The organism is Paraburkholderia sp. A1BS-2L, assembly GCF_051125205.1.
GTDB lineage: Bacteria > Pseudomonadota > Gammaproteobacteria > Burkholderiales > Burkholderiaceae > Paraburkholderia.
The window spans coordinates 3,144,565-3,164,565 of the sequence record NZ_CP120428.1 but is presented as its reverse complement, the minus strand read 5'-3'; the positions used below and the strand labels follow the sequence as shown (position 1 = coordinate 3,164,565).

The window sequence follows — 20,001 nt, the reverse complement described above, 5'->3', positions numbered from 1 at the left end:
GTGAATATCAACGCAACCCTGTTTGCGCAAATGGTCGTGTTCCTGATCCTCGCGTGGTTCACGATGAAGTTCGTGTGGCCGCCGTTGATCAACGCCCTCGACGAGCGCTCGAAGAAGATCGCTGACGGCCTCGCTGCCGCGGATAAGGGCAAGGCGGAACTCGAAGCCGCGCACAAGCGCGTTGGCGAAGAACTCGCTTCGGCCCGTAACGAGGGTCAAAGCCGCATCGCGGACGCAGAAAAGCGCGCATTGGCCGTCGCAGAAGAAATCAAGGCCCAGGCACAAGCCGAAGCGGCTCGCATCATCGCTCAAGCTAAGGCCGACGCCGACCAGCAGGTCGTGAAGGCACGCGAAGCGCTGCGCGCCGAAGTCGCGGCACTTGCCGTGCAAGGCGCCGAGCAGATCCTGAAGCGCGAAGTCGACCAGGCAGCACACGCCGACCTGCTGAATCAACTGAAAGCTGAGCTCTGATCATGGCCGAACTTGCAACCATCGCCCGCCCGTACGCAGAAGCGCTGTTTGGCGTGGCCGAAGCTGGTGACACCGCCGCCTGGTCCACGCTCGTCACGGAGCTGGCTCAGGTTGCGGCCTTGCCCGAGGTGCTGTCGGTCGCGACAAGCCCGAAAGTGAGCCATGCCCAGGTCGTGGAGCTGCTGCTTGCAGCGGTGAAGTCCCCGCTCAAGGATACGGCCGAGGCCAAGAATCTCGTGCAGATGCTGGTCGCGAACCACCGCCTGGAGCTGCTGCCGGAAATTCACGCACAGTTCGAAGCGCTCAAGAACGCCAAGGCCGGTGCGGCCGACGCGCTGATCGTGAGCGCATACCCGCTCGAAGGCGCGCAGTTGACCGACCTCGTCGCGAGTCTCGAACGCAAGTTCAAATGCAAGCTGAAGCCGGCAGTCGAAGTCGACAAGTCGCTAATCGGCGGCGTGCGCGTCACGGTCGGCGACGAAGTCCTCGATACCTCGGTCCGCGCGCGGCTCGCCAGCATGCAGGTGGCTTTGACCGCTTGAGCGCCCCGATAAATACATCGGGCGCAGCGGCTGGCACGCAACAGAATTGAACATCAGGAGCGAATAATGCAACTCAATCCCTCTGAGATCAGCGAGCTGATCAAGAGCCGGATCCAGGGCCTTGAAGCGAGCGCGGACGTTCGCAACCAGGGCACCGTGATCTCCGTGACCGACGGTATCGTGCGTATCCACGGCCTGTCGGACGTGATGCAGGGCGAAATGCTCGAATTCCCGGGCAACACCTTCGGCCTCGCGCTGAACCTCGAGCGCGACTCGGTCGGCGCCGTGATTCTGGGTGAGTACGAGCACATCTCGGAAGGCGACATCGTCAAGACGACGGGCCGCATTCTCGAAGTGCCGGTGGGCCCGGAACTGGTCGGTCGCGTGGTCGATCCGCTCGGCAACCCGATCGACGGCAAGGGCCCGATCAACGCCAAGATGACCGACGCAATCGAGAAGATTGCTCCGGGCGTGATCTGGCGTGAAGGCGTGTCGCAGCCGATGCAAACGGGCCTCAAGTCGATCGACTCGATGGTGCCGATCGGCCGTGGCCAGCGCGAGCTGATCATTGGCGACCGTCAGTGCGGCAAGACCGCAGTGGCCGTCGACACGATCATCAACCAGAAGGGCAAGGACCTCATCTGTATCTACGTCGCGATCGGCCAGAAGGCTTCGTCGATCCAGAACGTGGTGCGCAAGCTCGAAGAAACGGGCGCGATCGAGTACACGATCGTGGTCGCAGCTTCGGCTTCGGAATCGGCTGCGCTGCAGTACCTCGCGCCGTACGCCGGCTGCACGATGGGCGAATACTTCCGCGACCGCGGTCAAGACGCCCTGATCATTTACGACGACTTGACCAAGCAAGCTTGGGCATATCGCCAGATCTCGCTGCTGCTGCGCCGCCCGCCGGGCCGTGAAGCTTACCCGGGTGACGTGTTCTATCTGCACTCGCGTCTGCTCGAGCGCGCTGCACGCGTTTCGGCCGACTACGTCGAGAAGTTCACGAACGGCGAAGTCAAGGGCAAGACCGGTTCGCTGACGGCACTGCCGATCATCGAAACGCAAGCAGGCGACGTGACCGCATTCGTTCCGACGAACGTGATCTCGATTACCGACGGCCAGATCTTCCTGGAAACCGACCTCTTCAACGCAGGCATCCGCCCGGCTATTAACGCCGGCGTGTCGGTCTCGCGTGTGGGTGGTGCGGCACAGACCAAGGTCATCAAGAAGCTGTCGGGCGGTATCCGTACCGACCTCGCACAATACCGTGAACTCGCGGCATTCGCCCAGTTCGCATCGGACCTCGACGAAGCAACCCGCAAGCAGCTCGAGCGCGGCCGCCGCGTGACGGAATTGCTCAAGCAGCCGCAATATCAGCCGCTGCAAGTGTGGGAGCTGGCTGTTTCGCTGTTCGCGGCGAACAACGGCTACCTCGACGACCTCGAAGTCAAGGACGTCTTGGCATTCGAGAAGGGCCTGCGCGAATACCTGAAGTCGAAGCACGCCGACCTCGTCGGCCGCATCGAGGACAAGAAGGACCTGTCGAAGGACGACGAGACCGCGCTCCACGCGGCGCTCAAGGACTTCAAGAAGTCCGGCGCATACTGATCCGTCCGGGAATCAACCACGATAAACGGACATTGAAGCGGCGCGGGTTCGCTGTAGTCAGGGCGCCCGCCCCGTTTCGATCAAGGAGCAAGCAATGGCTGGAATGAAGGAAATTCGCGGCAAGATCAAGAGCGTGCAAAACACGCGCAAGATCACCAAGGCGATGGAAATGGTCGCGGCGTCGAAGATGCGCCGTGCCCAGGAGCGCATGCGCGCCGCCCGCCCGTATGCCGACAAGGTCCGCGACATCGCTGCGCACATGAGCCGTGCGAACCCCGAGTATCGCCATCCGTTCATGACGGAAAACAACGATGCGAAGGTTGCCGGCGTGATTCTCGTCACGACCGACAAGGGTCTGTGCGGCGGGATGAACACCAACGTGCTGCGTGCGACGCTGCAGAAGTTCAAGGATCTGGAAGCATCGGGCACGTCGATCGAAGCAACGGCGATCGGCAGCAAGGGCCTCGGTTTCCTGAACCGTCTGCGCGCGAAGGTCGTCTCGAACGTCGTGCAACTCGGCGACACGCCGCACCTCGAGAAGCTGATTGGCGCGGTGAAGGTGCAACTCGACCAGTACTCGGAAGGCAAGCTCTCCGCGGTGTACCTGGCGTACACGCGCTTCGTCAATACGATGAAGCAGGAGCCGGTCATCGAGCAACTGCTGCCGCTGTCGAACGAGCGCCTCGAAGGCAACGACGACGGCACGACGCCGAAGTCGCAGTGGGACTACATCTACGAGCCGGACGCGCAAACCGTCGTGGACGAACTGCTGGTGCGTTATGTCGAAGCCCTGGTCTATCAGGCCGTGGCGGAAAACATGGCGTCGGAGCAGTCGGCCCGTATGGTCGCGATGAAGGCAGCGTCGGACAACGCGAAGACGGTCATCAACGAACTGCAGCTCTCGTACAACAAGAGCCGCCAGGCCGCGATTACGAAGGAACTTTCGGAAATCGTCGGCGGCGCCGCAGCGGTCTGACCGGGCACAAGCCGAACGCGAACCGCGCCGCTATGACTGGCGGCCGAGTGAAGAATTCAGGTATCTAAAGGAAAAGCGATGAGTACAACTGCTTTGGTAGAAGGCAAGATCGTACAGTGCATCGGCGCGGTGATCGACGTGGAATTCCCGCGCGAGAGCATGCCGAAGATCTACGACGCGCTGATTCTCGAAGGGTCGGAACTGACCCTCGAAGTGCAGCAGCAGCTCGGCGACGGCGTCGTGCGCACCATTTGTCTGGGTGCGTCGGACGGCCTGCGCCGCGGCACCGTGGTCAAGAACACGGGCGAGCCCATCAGCGTGCCGGTCGGCAAGCCGACGCTCGGCCGCATCATGGACGTGCTGGGCCGCCCGATCGACGAAGCGGGCCCGATCGTCAGCGAGCACAAGCGCGCGATCCACCAGAAGGCACCGGCGTTCGACGAACTGTCGCCGTCCGCAGAGCTGCTCGAAACCGGCATCAAGGTTATCGACCTGATCTGCCCGTTCGCAAAGGGCGGCAAGGTCGGTCTGTTCGGCGGTGCTGGCGTGGGCAAGACCGTCAACATGATGGAGCTCATCAACAACATCGCGAAGGAACACGGCGGCTTCTCCGTGTTCGCGGGCGTGGGCGAGCGTACCCGTGAGGGCAACGACTTCTACCACGAAATGAAGGACTCGAACGTTCTGGACAAGGTCGCGCTGGTGTACGGCCAGATGAACGAGCCGCCGGGCAACCGTCTGCGCGTCGCGCTGACGGGTCTGACGATGGCCGAGCACTTCCGTGACGAAGGCCTCGACGTGCTGTTCTTCGTCGACAACATCTACCGCTTCACGCTGGCCGGTACCGAAGTGTCGGCACTGCTCGGCCGTATGCCTTCGGCAGTGGGCTATCAGCCGACGCTGGCAGAAGAGATGGGCAAGCTGCAAGAGCGCATCACGTCCACGAAGAAGGGCTCGATTACCTCGGTTCAGGCCGTGTACGTCCCTGCGGACGACTTGACCGACCCGTCGCCGGCTACGACCTTCGGCCACCTGGACGCAACCGTCGTGCTGTCGCGTGACATCGCCTCGCTGGGTATCTACCCGGCAGTCGACCCGCTCGACTCGACCTCGCGCCAGATCGACCCGAACGTGATCGGCGAAGAGCACTACTCGATCACGCGCGGCGTGCAGCAGACGCTCCAGCGCTACAAGGAACTGCGCGACATTATCGCGATTCTGGGCATGGACGAACTGTCGCCGGAAGACAAGCTGTCGGTCGCCCGCGCACGCAAGATCCAGCGTTTCCTCTCGCAGCCGTTCCACGTCGCGGAAGTCTTCACGGGCTCGCCGGGCAAGTACGTGCCGCTGAAGGAAACCATCCGCGGCTTCAAGATGATCGTGGGCGGCGAGTGCGATCACCTGCCGGAGCAGGCGTTCTACATGGTCGGCACGATCGACGAAGCCTTCGAAAAGGCCAAGAAGATCCAGTAAGGGTCGCGTTGCAGGCAACGAGGCGGAATGAGTTATCTCGTATAAGTGACGCGTTACTCAATCCGCCGCCGCAACTTTTTGACCCTAGGAGTCGACAGATATGGCAGCAACCATCAAGGTAGACGTCGTTAGCGCCGAAGAGAGCATCTTCGCCGGCCAGGCGAAGTTCGTCGCGCTTCCGGGCGAGGCGGGCGAGCTGGGCATTCTGCCGGGCCACACGCCGCTCATCACGCGGATTCGTCCGGGTGCGGTGCGCATCGTGGGCGCGGAAGGCGATGAAGAGTTCGTGTTCGTCGCCGGCGGCATTCTCGAAGTGCAGCCGGGCGCCGTGACGGTGCTCGCCGACACCGCGATCCGCGGCAAGGATCTCGATGAGGCGAAGGCCGGTGAGGCGCGCAAGCGCGCCGAAGAGGCACTGCAGAACGCAGGTTCGAACCTCGAGTACGCAACGGCGCAGGCGGAACTCGCCTACGCAGTCGCGCAGCTTGCGGCAATCCAGCGCCTGCGCAAGATGAATCAGCATTGATTCCGGCGCGCCCGCCCTGTGTGGCGGGCTGTGGCCGCGAACGAGAAGGGCTCCCACCGGGAGCCCTTTTTCATGGGTGAGCCGTTAGCCGCGGCCACTGTCGTTGAGCACCTCCACGCGCATCACGCCTTGGCGTTCGCTGAAGTAATGCGTATTGGAGAACAAATAGTCGCCCACCTGTACGTGCCTGAGGATCAGGTCACGGCCCGCCGGCGTGAGCTTCGGGTCGGCGAGCAGGGCGTCGAGGTCGGCTTCGGTGATGCGACGCTGGTTTTCGTCGTCGCGTCAGTCTTCACCCGCGCGCAGCGCGCCCTGCAGCTTGAACTCCGAGGTGAACAAACGCGAGCCGTCCGTCCGGTAGACGCTCATGCTGATCGGCCAGAGGCCTGCGTCGTACGCGTCCTGGGACACGATTTCGTGAATGAACACGTTGTTGCCGGAGGTGAAGCCGTCGAGCCGCAGCTTCCCGCCGGGACCCGTGACCCCGAGGCGCACGATGCCGCGGGAATTGCCGTTGTCGGCGCGCGGCAGTATGCCGAGATACGAATCGGTCGCGACAAACAGGATGCCAACCTTCTCGCTTTCTTGCGCACCAGGCGTGAATTGCTTTTCAATCTGGACTGACACCGACTTGTTGATGCCGACCACGTTGACTTCAGATGTCTGCGCGCCGATCTCGAAGGCGATTGCGCCATCCGTGTCGTCGATGGGCGCGCGGCGTTCGCCGTCGACGAGTGCAGTGAAGTCCCACCCGGTGCGCTGAAGGAACCGCAGCGAGACGCCGTCGTCGGCGCGCGCGATCACGAATTCATAGAGCCAGTACGAACCCGGGGCGAGTTGCAGCTCGATGGTGTCGGCGCCCACTATCATCAGGACACCTCCGATCAGCTTGTTCGTGTCCACGGCACCCTGGGCATCGGCGAGGGCGCTGTAATGCGTTCCAGCCGGCACCAAGCCGAACGCGTACTGGATCGTGCCATCAGGTTCGGAATAGCCATTGGCGTCGGAGCCCGGTACGCCGGCCCAGATTTTCTTCGAGAGTCGCAGCTTGCCTTTGCGCCCGTTGTTGTTGGTCACTTCCACGCGCATTACGCCCTGTCGCTGGTAGAAGTAGTTCTGGTTGGTGAACAGCCAGTCGCCGGCATGCACGTTCGCGCGGATCAACTCGCGTGCAGCGGGTGTGAATTTGGGGTTGTGCAGCAGAGCCGTCAGTTCTTCCTGCGTGACCTCGTGAGCGTCGGGAAAACCAGCGCTGTACCAGAATGCGCCATCGATGTTGTAGACGTCCATCTTATCGGGACGCACGCCGGCGTCGTAATACGCCTTGGGCACGATCTCGTGAATGAACACGTTGTTGCCCGACACAAAGCCGTCCAGGCGCAGCTTGCCATTGGCGCCCGTCACGCCGAGGCGGACCACAGCGGTGCCGTCGAAATTCGGCGAACCGGTTTGCGTGAGGCCGAGATACGAGCTCGTGCCGAAGAACAGAACGCCTTCGGTGCGGCCCGTGCCGCTGCTCATGCGCTTGTCGATTTCCACGCACAGCGCCTTGTTGATGCCGACGATGCGCACATCGGCTACGCCGGTGCCGATTTCGAACGCAATGGCACCGTCCTGATCGTCGACCGGTGAGGTGCGCTCGCCGTTCACGACGGCCGTGAAATCCCAGCCGGTGCGCTGACTGAACTGCAACGAGACGCCGTCGGCATTGCGGCCAATCACGAACTCGTAAAGCCAGTATTTGCCGGGGGCGAGCGCCAGTTTGACTTCATTCGCGCCAACCACCAACAGCACGCCGCCGATCAGCTTGCCGGCATCGACTGAGCCGTCCGGATTCGCGATGCTCGCGTAGTGCAGACCCTCGGGCACGACTCCGAAGGCGTACTGAATCGTATTGGAGGGATCGGAATATCCATTGGCGTCGGAGCCGGGCGCTCCGGCCCAAATTTTCTTGCTCAGACGAATGTGGCTGGATGTGTTGCTGGCGTTCATCGCTGCTCCTTTGAAGTTGAATTTCTGGACGCTTGATTAATTTGGACTGCAAATAAATTGGCGGAAACGAAAACATCGTTAAGTGTTTGCAAAGCAGAGCTCATTTCATTACAAATTGAAAGAAAAATCCATCGGGCGGGCGAGGCGTGCGATGCGAGAGCACCGCGCAGAGTCAAAAAATGGCTGGGTTTCTGATCCGGCGAGCAGGAGCGCAGCCCGAGGCGCCGCCATGGAGGCTGTCGGGCCACGGAAGAAAATCTACTTGACGTTTACGGAAAGGTAATGCGAAATCATGGCTTCGCAGCGGCTGGAGACGCGCTGCGGATCTGGTCCCCGCCCATGCGTTGCGGGTATTACTTGATGCTGCTGGCCGCGCGCACAGTGGCACAATGTTTTTCAAATCCATTTCAATCGGGAGCGAGATTCCCGGGGAGACAGCCATCATGGCCATCGACGCTGCCGGTGCGCGCGAAGCGCTCATCGCGCCGAAAGACGGGCTTTCCTACGTGCGTGGGAGGACCGACATACCGCTCTCCAATGCGACCATCGGCGCTTTTCTCAGCGAGACCGCGCAGCGCTTTCCTGAGCGCCCGGCGGTGGTGTTCCGCGAACAGGACATCCGCTGGACCTGGCGCGAGTTCGCAGAAGAAGTGGACGTGGTGGCGGCTGGTTTGCTGGCGCTTGGCGTGAGGGCGGAGGACCGGGTCGGCATCTGGTCGCCCAATCGCTTCGAGTGGCTGCTCACGCAATTCGCCACGGCGCGGATCGGCGCTGTGCTCGTCAACATCAATCCTGCCTATCGCCTCGCCGAACTCGAGTACGCGCTGAACAAGGTGAGCTGCAAAGCCATCGTCGCCGCGGAAAGCTTTAAGACGTCGAAGTATCTCGAAATGCTGCAAACGCTCGCGCCCGAGCTCGCGAGCGCAACCCCAGGCGACCTGCATGCGGCGAAGCTGCCTGAACTGCGTGCAGTGATCCGCATGTGCGATGCGGAAACCCCCGGCATGCTGAACTTCGGCGATCTGATCGAGCAAGGGCGGGAGCGGCTCGAACTCAACGGCCGTGCTGAACTCGATGCGATCGGCGCGACGCTCGATGCCAACGACGCCATCAACATTCAGTTCACGAGCGGCACCACGGGCAATCCGAAGGGTGCCACGCTCACGCATAGCAACGTGCTCAATAACGGGCGCTTCATCGCCATGGCGATGCGGCTCTCCGAAGAAGATTCGCTATGCATTCCGGTGCCGCTTTATCACTGCTTCGGCATGGTGCTGGCGGTGCTCGCGTGCGTGTCGGTGGGTGCGGCGATGGTGTTTCCGGGTGAGGCGTTCGACCCGCGCGCTACGCTCGAAGCGGTGTCGGAGGAGCGCTGCACCGCGCTGCACGGCGTGCCCACCATGTTCATCGCGGAGCTCGATCATCCCGACTTCGAGCGCTTCGACCTCTCGCGCTTGCGCACCGGCATCATGGCGGGATCGCCGTGTCCGATCGAAACAATGAAGCGCGTGGTCTCGAAGATGCACCTCGCCGAGATCACCATCGCGTACGGCATGACGGAGACGAGCCCGGTGTCGTTCCAGAGCGCGACGACCGACCCGTTCGACAAGCGCACGACCACAGTGGGGCGGATCCAGCCGCACCTGGAGGTGAAGATCGTCGATCCGCTCGGCAACATCGTGCCGGTGGGCCAGACGGGCGAGCTCTGCACGAAGGGCTACTCGGTGATGCGTGGCTACTGGGACGACGAAGCGAAGACAGCCGAAGCAATCGTCGATGGCTGGATGCACACGGGCGACCTCGCGACGATCGACGCTGAAGGCTATTGCAATATCGTCGGGCGCCTGAAAGACATGTTGATCAGGGGCGGAGAGAACATTTATCCGCGCGAGATCGAGGAGTTCTTGTTCCGCCATCCGAAGGTGCAGTCGGTGCAGGTGTTCGGTGTGCCCGATGCGAAGTATGGCGAAGAGGTGTGCGCGTGGATCGTGCTTCGCCAGGGCGAAGCCGCGACGCCCGAGGAGATCCAGGCGTTTTGCCAGGGGCAGATTGCGCACTACAAGATCCCGAAGTACATCCGTTTTGTCGACGAGATGCCGATGACGGTGACGGGCAAGGTGCAGAAGTTCGTGATGCGCTCGCGCATGATCGACGAACTTAAAATCAGCGAGCAAAAAACCGCTTGATGCCGTTATGTCGCGGCGGTTTCGCGGCACGCTGCCGCCGCGAAACCGCCAAAGGGACAAGCGCCATGAATGAACCGATGTTTTGCAGGCCGAACAAATTGGCTGGCCAATCGACGCGGTTGCGAATTAACCGTCCGGCTAACACGGCGAGCAATCAAATAAGAAATGCAGGCGAATGAGGTTTGTGCCCGCGATTATTCCCGCGATCGCACCAAATCGACGATAAAAGCGAGTGGGAAAGCAATAGACGAAAAAAAAGCGGGCCTGGAGCCCGCTAAAAACCACACGCTACGGGGTTAGCGCGAGGAGACCAAAGGAGGAGCCGGGTCTTGGAACGCAAAACGCCGGTTACGGCTCCAACAAGGATGCCCCTGACAGGGCTTCGGCTTGACGCCGACAGGCAGGTGTATTATGTCCGCTCACACTTGCACCGCGCCGCATCCGTGTTGAAACCGTTGAAGGCATTGTGGGCGAATTAATGAACCTTGGCGGTAACAAAGTGTTTCAGGTTGTAACGTCCGTCAGATAAGGCTTTGTGGGATTTTTTGCCGTCCCGAGCGTTTCATGAAAGTCATTTTTACCTGCGTTTTTTGGATGCTGTCAGACGCTGCGTGGACGCGAATTAGAGATGTTATTCCAAATGCATGAAGAATGCCGCGCTGTGTGGCCATTACCGGAAATCGGCTGCATAAAAACGCAAACCGCATATGCGGATCGAGTCGATATTTCCGGTTGAATCCATGCGTGCGGTGCAAGGATTGCTCATATGGCATTGCAACGAGTGGTTGCAACTCCTCATATGGATGGGCTAATGATGCCGCGCCGGGATGAGTCCCGGCGCAGTTTATTGCATCGTCACCTTACTTGAGCCATTTGTCGGAGATTGCCTGATACTCGCCGCTTGCGCGCGCAAGGTGCAGCCATTGATCGACATATTGCTGGAACACCACGTCGCCGCACGGCACCATCCATGCTTTCTCGCCGTACTGGAATGGCTTGTCGGGGTGCACCGAGCACAGTCCCGGGTTGAGCTTCTGCTGCAACAGTGTTTCGGATGCGTCGGTGACCATGACGTCCGCCTTGCCGGCCAGGATCTGCTTGAAGATCGTTACGTTGTCCGGATAGACGGTGAGATTCGCGTGCGGGAAGAACTGCTTTGCGAAGCGTTCGTTCGTGCCGCCGGGATTCACGATCACGCGCGTGGCGGGCTGATCGATCTGCGCAACCGTTTGATATTTGCTCACGTCGTCGCAGCGCACGATAGGCGTCTTGCCGTCGACCTGGTACGCCTCGGTGAAGAATGCGCGCTTTTGCCGTTCGAGCGTGGTCGACACGCCACCCAAGGCGACGTCGCATTTCGCGAGGAAGTCGTTCATCAGGTTCGACCATGTCGTCTTCACGAACTCGGCCTTCACGCCCAGCGACTTCGCGAGCGACTCGGCCATATCGATGTCGATGCCCTCGAACGTGCCGTCCTGCTTGTAGAACGAATACGGTTTGTAGTCGCCCGTCGTGCACGCGCGCAGCGTGCCGCGCGAGAGCACTTGGTCGAGCCGCGAGGGCGTACTGGCGCTCTGCGTCGCCACGCCCGGCGTGGCCGTGCTCTGCGCAAATGCGTGCGGCGCTCCGGTGAGCCCGCCGACCAGCGCGGCGATGGCTGAGCAGGCAGCGGCGACCTTCTTATTGTTCATGCTGTGTGTCTCCTCTTCTAATGGCGGTTTCGATGTAATGGATCGGAAAGGCATCCGATCATAGCCTGCCCGCATTCATGCGTTAAGCGTGGGCTGACCTGGTTGGTCTCCGGTGGATGCGTGTGCGGCGCGCGGTCCGGAGCGCCTTATCCCGGCCATCAGCGTCATGTCGCGGCGGCGGCTCCGGTAGAATGGCCGTCTGCTTTCGAATCTCGCGCGACCAGCGCTTCCCGCCCGTGGCCCACACTCTTCTGAACGACACCTTTCTGCGCGCCTTGCTGCGTCAGCCGACCGAATACACGCCAATCTGGCTGATGCGCCAGGCGGGCCGCTATCTGCCGGAGTACAACGCCACGCGCAGCCGCGCGGGCAGCTTTCTCGGTCTCGCCAAGAATCCCGATTACGCGACCGAGGTGACGCTGCAGCCGCTCGATCGCTATCCGCTCGACGCCGCCATTCTGTTCTCTGACATCCTCACGATTCCCGATGCGATGGGTCTCGGCCTCTCGTTCCAGGCTGGCGAAGGTCCGAAGTTCGCACATCCGGTGCGCAGCGAAGAGGATGTCGCGAAGCTCGCGGTGCCCGACATCGGCGAGACGCTCGGCTATGTGACCGACGCAGTGCGCGAGATTCGCCGCGCGCTCACCGACGCGCAAGGTCGCCAGCGCGTGCCGCTCATCGGCTTCTCGGGCAGCCCGTGGACGCTTGCCTGCTACATGGTCGAGGGCGGCGGCTCGGACGATTTTCGCACCGTGAAGTCGATGCTGTACGCGCGCCCCGATCTGATGGAGCGCATTCTCGAAGTCAACGCGCAAGCCGTGGCCGCGTATCTCAATGCGCAGATCGAAGCCGGCGCGCAAGCCGTGATGATCTTCGACACCTGGGGCGGCGCGCTCGCGGACGGCATCTATCAACGCTTCTCGCTTGCATACATCAAGCGCGTGGTGGCGCAGCTCAAGCGCGAGCACGACGGCGAGCGCGTTCCGGTGATCACCTTCACGAAGGGCGGCGGCCTATGGCTCGACGAGATCGCCGAAACGGGTGTCGACGCGGTCGGCCTCGACTGGACCGTCAACCTCGGCCGTGCGCGCGAGCGCGTGGGCGATCGCGTGGCGCTTCAGGGCAACCTCGATCCGACCGTGCTGTTCGCCTCGCCGGCGGCGATTCGCGAGCAGGCGCGTGCGGTGCTCGAGAGCTACGGCGCTCAGCCGGGCCACGTCTTCAACCTTGGGCATGGCATTTCGCAGTTCACGCCGCCGGAGAGCGTCGCCGAACTCGTGGATGAAGTGCATGGCCATAGCCGCGCCATGCGCGCTGCGTCGGCCTGAATTTTGTTGCATTGCAACAAGCTGGGCTCCGGGCATCAGGGTCCAGCTTGATCCGCGACCGGCGCGAGAGGCCCTCCAGATGCCGTTGCGTTGCTGTCAAGACTTGACTTATACACACTTACCTCGTTGCGGCGCGCAAGAGGGAAAAATTGCCGCACAGCGTCAGCGGGGCTTGTGAACAATCAATCGAGACCTTGACAGGTAAGGCTTTCGGCGCTCCGCGACCCTTTGTGCGGTGTCTCACATAATGGGCCCGTCGTCTTCCGGGCAAAGCAGGGTGGCCAAGTTCTTAACAAAGTTATCCACAGGCGCAGCGACGAAAGCGCGATTGTTCTGCGGAATCCAAAACTTAGCGCAGAAAGTGAAGTTCTACTTTAACTTCGGACGTCGGTGCGCCAGCGCACAGTGTTTGCCTCGCCCACGTTGGGGCGGAGCATGATGCCGTGCTTCGTGCGCGTGGCGCTCGATCACCCGCTGCCTGCCCTCTACGACTACCGCTATCCGCCCGAGGCTCCGGCGCCGCATCCCGGCATGCTGGTGCGCGTACCGTTCGGCCGCCGCGACGTGGTGGGCTTGATCTGCGAAGTGAGCGCTCACAGTGACGTGCCTGCCAACAAGCTGCGCGATGTGAGCGCCGTGTGTGCGGATTTACCGCCGCTTTCGGCGCAGTGGCTCGCGCTCGCGGGCTTTGCCGCCGACTACTATCAGCGCGGGTTGGGGGAGGTCGCGCTGCCGGCCCTGCCACAGGCGCTGCGCGACCCGGCGCGCTGGCCGCGTTTGCTTGCGCCCGAGGAGCGTTACCGGCTGCTGCCGGCGGGACGCGAGGCGCTGCCCGACGCGTTGCCCGCGCGCGCCCAGGCATTGCGGCGGCTCGCGCAGGCCTTGGTGGATGCCAGCGAATTCGATCTCGCCGATGCCCGCTCGCTGCATCCGAAGGCGGCGGCCACACTCGAATCCTGGCGCGAAGCAGGCTGGGTCGAATACGAGTGCGTCGCGTTCGGTGGCGCAGGACGCTTGCCGGGCGGCGATGGCGGCGAAAGCCGCGCCGATCGCGCCAGCATCCCCTGCCATGCCGTTGTGGCTGCGGCCTTGCCCGTGCTGAGCGACGAACAGGCTGTCGCCGTCGAGACAATCCTCGACGCGCGCGGTTTTGCGCCGTTCCTGCTTCACGGCGTAACTGGCAGCGGCAAGACCGAAGTTTATCTGCGCGCGCTGTCGGGCTTGCTCGAACGTGAGCCGGGCGCCCAGGCGCTCGTTCTCGTCCCCGAGATCAATCTCACGCCCCAGTTCGAGGCGGCATTTCGCACGCGTTTCGCGGGTGTGCTGCCCGACGACGCGATCGTCACGCTCCACAGCGGCCTCGCCGAGGGCGAGCGTGCACGCCATTGGCTGGCCGCGCACACGGGGCGCGCACGCATCGTGCTGGGCACGCGCCTCGCCGTGCTGGCCTCGCTGCCGCGCGTGGCCATGCTGGTGGTGGACGAGGAGCACGACCCCGCTTACAAGCAGCAGGAGGGGCTGCGCTATTCGGCGCGCGATCTGGCGGTCTGGCGTGCGAAGCAGTTGGGCGTGCCGGTCGTGCTGGGCTCGGCCACGCCGTCGCTCGAAAGCTGGTGGCAGGCGGAGCAGGGTCGCTATACGCGCCTCACGCTGTCACGCCGGGCCATCGCCGATGCGGTGCTGCCGGTCGTCAAGCTGATCGATCTCGAAGAAGAGCGCCGGCGCGGTCGCGCCTCGTTCGAGGGCCTTTCCGGCCCGTTGATCGCGGCGATGAAGGCGCGTCTCGAGCGCGGCGAGCAGAGTCTCGTGTTCCTGAACCGGCGCGGCTATGCCCCCGTGCTGTCGTGCGATGCCTGCGGCTGGGTGGCGGGCTGCCCGCGCTGCAGTGCCTATGTGGTGCTGCACAAGCCCGAGCGGGCGCTGCGCTGCCACCATTGCGGCTGGGAATCGCGCATTCCGCATTCGTGTCCCGACTGCGGCAACGTCGATATCGCGCCGATGGGGCGCGGCACGCAGCGCATCGAGGAAGCGTTGGCGAGCGCGGTTCCCGGTGCGCGGGTGTTGCGCATCGATGCCGATAGCACGCGCCGCAAGGGCAGCGCGCAGGCGCTGTTCTCCGACGTGCACGCCGGCGATGTCGACATCCTCGTGGGCACGCAGATGATCGCGAAGGGGCACGACTTCCAGCGCGTCTCGCTGGTGGGCGTGCTCAATGCCGACAACGCGCTGTTCTCGCACGATTTCCGCGCGAGCGAGCGGCTATTCGCGCAATTGATGCAGGTGAGCGGCCGCGCCGGACGCGCAGGGCTACCCGGCGAGGTGATCGTGCAGACGCGCTACCCGCGTCACGCGATCTATCACGCGCTGGCGCGCCACGATTATGTGGGCTTCGCGAATTCACAGATCGCCGAGCGTCGCGACGCGCATCTGCCGCCGTTCGTCTACCAGGCGTTGCTGCGCGCCGAAGGCCGCACGCTGGAAGCGGCGCTAGCGTTTCTCGCCGAAGCGGCGCAGGCGCTCGCGACGATACCGGCCGCGGAGCGCGTGACCGCGTACGACGCGGTGCCGCTCACGATCGTCAAGGTCATGAACGTGCATCGCGCGCAACTGCTCGTGGAAAGCCAGTCGCGCGGCGCGCTGCAGGCGACGCTGCGCGCGTGGCAACCCGCGCTGCGCGGCTTGCGGGGCGTGCTGCGCTGGAACCTGGAAGTCGATCCGCTGGATATCTGATCAGCGCCGCGCGGCCTGGTGCGCCTGTGCGCGCCGCTCTCGTCCGTCCGGGCCGGTTTGTGATACGCGCACCTTGCGCGTGGCCGGCGCCGTCGCGCCGCGAATGAACAACATGGCGCACAGCGCGCACATGCACCAGACACCCGCCACCACCAGCCACTTTTCCATTTTTCCACCTTCGCGCCGGATTCAATGATCGGCCCCTGTAATGGTTGTATAACGGCACGGCGGCGGAATCGATTAGGGTTCACCTGATTGTTGTTCGCCAGGGAAAATACCGAGTGCAGCCCGCGGGCCAATACTGGCCGGCGCTGGCCGCAAACCTTTACCCCACAAGGCTTCGCGGACGGTGCAACCATACTCGCCACAGGGTTGCACCTTTTTATTTGAAGGCGTACGATTCGGCCACTTTTTGGTCTTTCGCCGGTGCGGGTCGGCCGGCATGCGAAGGAAACATGGCTAGCACCACCCTTGGCGTCAAGGTCGACGACCTGCTCCGCTCGCGGCTCAAAGATGCCGCTACGCGCCTCGAGCGCACTCCGCACTGGCTCATCAAGCAAGCGATTTTTGCTTACCTCGAGAAGATCGAGCACGGCCAGTTGCCTCCCGAACTGAGCGGCCAGGTGAGCGCCGCCGATCTCGTCGATGGCGCAACCGGCGACGGCGACGAAGAGGCCGCATCGCATCCGTTCCTCGACTTCGCCCAGAACATTCAGCCGCAGTCGGTGCTTCGCGCAGCCATTACGGCCGCGTATCGCCGTCCTGAGCCTGAATGCGTGCCGTTCCTGATCGGCGAGGCGCGCCTGCCCGCGAACCTCACCGGCGACGTCACGAAGCTCGCCACGAAGCTCGTCGAGGCGTTGCGCGCCAAGGGCACCGGCGGCGGCGTCGAAGGCCTGATCCACGAGTTCTCGCTGTCGAGCCAGGAAGGCGTCGCGCTGATGTGCCTCGCCGAAGCGCTGCTGCGCATTCCCGACCGCGCCACGCGCGATGCGCTGATTCGCGACAAGATCAGCAAGGGTGACTGGAAATCGCACGTGGGCCACGCGCCCTCGCTGTTCGTGAACGCCGCGACGTGGGGCCTCATGATCACCGGCAAGCTGGTCACGACCAACAGCGAGACGGGCCTTTCCTCGGCGCTCACGCGCATGATCGGCAAGGGCGGCGAGCCGCTGATCCGCAAGGGCGTGGACATGGCCATGCGCCTGATGGGCGAGCAGTTCGTCACGGGCGAGAACATCTCCGAGGCGCTCGCCAACAGCCGCAAGTTCGAAGCGCGCGGCTTCCGCTACTCGTACGACATGCTCGGCGAGGCGGCCACCACCGAAGCCGACGCGCAGCGCTACTACGCCTCCTACGAGCAGGCCATCCACGCGATCGGCAAGGCCGCGGGCGGGCGCGGCATCTACGAAGGCCCGGGCATTTCGATCAAGCTCTCCGCGCTGCATCCGCGCTATTCGCGCGCGCAGCAGGAACGCACCATGAGCGAGCTGCTGCCGCGCGTGCGCGCGCTCGCCGTGCTGGCGCGCCGCTACGATATCGGCCTCAATATCGACGCCGAGGAAGCCGACCGCCTTGAGCTCTCGCTCGACCTGCTCGAAGCGCTGTGCTTCGACCCGGAACTGGCGGGCTGGAACGGCATCGGCTTCGTGGTGCAGGCTTACCAGAAGCGCTGCCCGTTCGTGATCGACTACATCGTCGATCTCGCGCGCCGCAGCCGTCACCGCATCATGGTGCGCCTCGTGAAGGGCGCGTACTGGGATACGGAAATCAAGCGCGCCCAGGTGGACGGCCTCGAGGGCTATCCGGTCTACACGCGCAAGATCTACACCGACGTGTCGTACATCGCCTGCGCGAAGCGGCTGCTCGGCGCGCCCGACGCGGTGTATCCGCAGTTCGCCACGCACAACGCCTACACGCTCTCGGCGATCTATCACCTCGCGGGCAATAACTACTATCCCGGCCAGTACGAGTTCCAGTGCCTGCACGGCATGGGCGAGCCGCTGTACGAGGAAGTCACGGGCCCGGTTTCGCAGGGCAAGCTCAACCGTCCGTGCCGCGTCTACGCGCCGGTCGGCACGCATGAAACGCTGCTTGCGTACCTCGTGCGCCGCCTGCTGGAAAACGGCGCGAACACCTCGTTCGTGAACCGCATCGCCGACGAAACCGTGCCGGTGAGCGAGCTGGTCGCGAACCCCATCGACGAAGCCGCGAAGGTCGTGCCGCCGGGCGCGCCGCACGCGAAGATTCCGCTGCCGCGCCATCTTTACGGCAGCGAGCGCCAGAATTCGATGGGCCTCGACCTCTCGAACGAGCATCGCCTCGCCTCGCTGTCTTCGGCGCTGCTCGCGAGCGCGCATCATCCTTGGCGCGCCGCGCCGATGCTCGCCGACGCCGACATCGCAGAAGGCGCTGCGCGTGACGTGCGCAATCCCGCCGATCATCGCGACCTTGTGGGAACCGTTGTGGAAGCAACGAGCGAGCACGTGAGCGCCGCGCTTGCGCACGCCGTCTCGACCGCGCCGATCTGGCAGGCCACGCCTGTGGAAGCGCGCGCGGATTGCCTCGCACGCGCTGCCGACTTGCTCGAAGCGCAGATGCACACGCTGATGGGCCTGATCGTGCGCGAGGCGGGCAAGTCGCTGCCCAACGCCGTGGCGGAAATCCGCGAGGCCATCGACTTCCTGCGCTATTACTCCACGCAGATTCGCGAAGAGTTCTCGAACGACACGCATCGTCCGCTCGGCCCGGTGGTGTGCATCAGCCCGTGGAACTTCCCGCTGGCGATCTTCATGGGCCAGGTGGCCGCCGCGCTCGCCGCGGGCAACACGGTGCTCGCGAAGCCCGCTGAACAGACGCCGCTGATCGCCGCACAGGCGGTGCGCATCCTGCGCGAAGCGGGCGTGCCGGCGGGCGCGGTGCAACTGCTGCCGGGCGATGGCGAGACCGTGGGCGCGGCGCTCGTCGCCGATCACCGCACGCGCGCCGTTATGTTCACGGGTTCGACCGAAGTCGCGCGCCTCATCAACAAGACGCTTTCGCAGCGTCTGGATTCGGATGGCCGTCCGATTCCGCTGATCGCCGAAACGGGCGGGCAGAACGCGATGATCGTCGACTCGTCGGCGCTGGCCGAGCAGGTCGTCGCCGACGTGCTGCAAAGCGCGTTCGACTCGGCGGGCCAGCGCTGCTCCGCGCTGCGCGTGCTGTGCCTGCAGGAAGACGTGGCCGAGCGCACGCTCGAAATGCTCACGGGCGCGATGAAGGAACTCGCGGTGGGCAACCCCGATCGTCTGTCGGTCGATGTGGGCCCGGTGATCGACATGGAAGCGAAGCGCGGCATCGACGCGCACATCGGCGCGATGCGCGAAAAGAGCCGCAAGGTCACGCAGATGCCGATGGCCGAGAGCTGCGCAGCGGGCACCTTCGTGCCGCCGACGCTGATCGAAATCGACAGCCTCGAGGAGCTCAAGCGCGAAGTGTTCGGACCGGTGCTGCATGTGATTCGCTATCGCCGCAGCCAGCTGGACAAGTTGCTCGAGCAGATCCGCGCGACGGGCTACGGCCTTACGCTCGGCATCCATACGCGCATCGACGAAACGATCGCGCATGTGATCGGCCGTGCGCACGTGGGCAATATCTACGTGAACCGCAACGTGATTGGCGCGGTGGTGGGCGTGCAGCCGTTCGGCGGCGAAGGGCTCTCGGGCACGGGTCCGAAGGCCGGTGGCGCGCTGTATCTCTCGCGTTTGCTGGCCAAGCGTCCGGCCGGGCTGCCGCAGTCGCTCGCGAAAGCGCTCGTGGTGGATGCGCCGCAGGCGGAAAACGGTGCGCCGCAATCGACCCACGCGACGCTTACGACGCTGCGCGACTGGCTCATCGCCGAACGCGAGCCCGCGCTCGCGGCGCGCTGCGACGGCTATCTGCAATACGTGCTGGCGGGCGCAACGGCGGTGCTGCCGGGGCCGACCGGCGAGCGCAATACCTACACGCTTTCGGCGCGCGGCACGGTGCTGTGCGTGGCGTCCACACCGACGGGCGCGCGTGCGCAGCTTGCGGTCGTGCTGGCCACGGGCAACCGCGCGCTGTTCCAGGGCACGGCGGGCGAAGCGCTCGTGAACGCGCTGCCGGCTGAGCTCAAGGCCCACGTTGCGGTGAAGAAGAGCGCCGACGCCGAATTCGACGCCGTGCTGTTCGAGGGCGACAGCGACGAACTGCTCGGCGTCGTGAAGGACGTGGCCAAGCGCGGCGGACCGATCGTCTCGGTGCAGGGCGTGGCGGCGCATGCGCTTGCCAATGGCGACGAAGACTACGCACTCGAACGTCTGCTTACGGAGCGTTCGGTGAGCGTGAATACCGCTGCGGCAGGCGGAAATGCGAATCTGATGACGATTGGCTAGACTTCACGGTCGCAAGAACCGTCCCCCAGGGACAAGGAAGCGGCAAGGCGAGACCCGAAGCCGCTCATTCGATACACCAGG

Annotated in this window: 13 protein-coding genes; 10 read left to right on the top strand and 3 right to left on the bottom strand. The window is 63.7% G+C overall.

The genetic code is table 11. The annotated features are described in order from the left end of the window. The 6 genes from P5W98_RS14440 to P5W98_RS14415 all read left to right on the top strand — a co-directional run bounded on the left by P5W98_RS14440 (position 1) and on the right by P5W98_RS14415 (position 5,596). The gene (locus P5W98_RS14440; protein ID WP_421025071.1) at positions 1–471 is read left to right on the top strand and encodes a F0F1 ATP synthase subunit B; all 471 of its coding nucleotides are present in this window, start codon (positions 1–3) and stop codon (positions 469–471) included. 2 nt (positions 472–473) lie between these two features. Further along, on the top strand, positions 474–1,013 hold the full coding sequence (locus P5W98_RS14435; RefSeq protein WP_035523148.1) for a F0F1 ATP synthase subunit delta: 540 nt from the start codon (positions 474–476) through the stop codon (positions 1,011–1,013). A gap of 66 nt (positions 1,014–1,079) precedes the next feature. Then, positions 1,080–2,621 (top strand): F0F1 ATP synthase subunit alpha, encoded by a 1,542-nt coding sequence (gene atpA, locus P5W98_RS14430; RefSeq protein WP_421025070.1) that lies wholly within the window; start codon positions 1,080–1,082, stop codon positions 2,619–2,621. Positions 2,622–2,715: 94 nt separating this feature from the next. After that, positions 2,716–3,597: a F0F1 ATP synthase subunit gamma gene (gene atpG, locus P5W98_RS14425; protein WP_035523142.1), complete on the top strand. Its 882-nt coding sequence runs from the start codon at positions 2,716–2,718 to the stop codon at positions 3,595–3,597. Between the two features lie 78 nt (positions 3,598–3,675). Beyond that, positions 3,676–5,070, top strand: a complete 1,395-nt coding sequence (gene atpD, locus P5W98_RS14420) for a F0F1 ATP synthase subunit beta (RefSeq protein WP_213298554.1) — start codon at positions 3,676–3,678, stop codon at positions 5,068–5,070. A gap of 100 nt (positions 5,071–5,170) precedes the next feature. Beyond that, positions 5,171–5,596, top strand: coding sequence for a F0F1 ATP synthase subunit epsilon (locus tag P5W98_RS14415; protein WP_035523136.1), 426 nt, complete (start codon positions 5,171–5,173; stop codon positions 5,594–5,596). Between the two features lie 285 nt (positions 5,597–5,881). On the opposite strand, the gene P5W98_RS14410 is transcribed toward P5W98_RS14415, so the two are convergent. Then, entirely contained in the window at positions 5,882–7,588 is a 1,707-nt protein-coding gene (locus tag P5W98_RS14410; protein ID WP_434718087.1) for a hypothetical protein, read from the bottom strand. Positions 7,589–8,031: 443 nt separating this feature from the next. On the opposite strand from P5W98_RS14410, the gene P5W98_RS14405 reads away from it, so the two are divergent. Further along, a complete protein-coding gene (locus P5W98_RS14405) occupies positions 8,032–9,774 on the top strand; it encodes an AMP-binding protein (RefSeq protein WP_434718086.1) in 1,743 nt (580 codons plus the stop codon). Positions 9,775–10,634: 860 nt separating this feature from the next. Here P5W98_RS14405 and P5W98_RS14400 read toward each other — a convergent pair. Continuing rightward, positions 10,635–11,465, bottom strand: a complete 831-nt coding sequence (locus P5W98_RS14400; RefSeq protein WP_434718085.1) for a transporter substrate-binding domain-containing protein — start codon at positions 11,463–11,465, stop codon at positions 10,635–10,637. Between the two features lie 236 nt (positions 11,466–11,701). On the opposite strand from P5W98_RS14400, the gene hemE reads away from it, so the two are divergent. Further along, complete coding sequence (hemE, locus tag P5W98_RS14395; RefSeq protein WP_421025066.1) at positions 11,702–12,793, top strand: uroporphyrinogen decarboxylase; 1,092 nt, start codon at positions 11,702–11,704, stop codon at positions 12,791–12,793. A 435-nt stretch (positions 12,794–13,228) separates the two neighbouring features. Beyond that, positions 13,229–15,523, top strand: a complete 2,295-nt coding sequence (locus P5W98_RS14390) for a primosomal protein N' (RefSeq protein WP_434718084.1) — start codon at positions 13,229–13,231, stop codon at positions 15,521–15,523. Here the strand turns inward: P5W98_RS14390 and P5W98_RS14385 are convergent, their stop codons facing one another. Beyond that, positions 15,524–15,691: a hypothetical protein gene (locus P5W98_RS14385; protein WP_421025064.1), complete on the bottom strand. Its 168-nt coding sequence runs from the start codon at positions 15,689–15,691 to the stop codon at positions 15,524–15,526. 287 nt (positions 15,692–15,978) lie between these two features. Between P5W98_RS14385 and putA the strand changes: the two genes are divergently transcribed. Next, complete coding sequence (gene putA, locus P5W98_RS14380; RefSeq protein ID WP_421025063.1) at positions 15,979–19,920, top strand: trifunctional transcriptional regulator/proline dehydrogenase/L-glutamate gamma-semialdehyde dehydrogenase; 3,942 nt, start codon at positions 15,979–15,981, stop codon at positions 19,918–19,920. Positions 19,921–20,001: the final 81 nt, after the last annotated feature.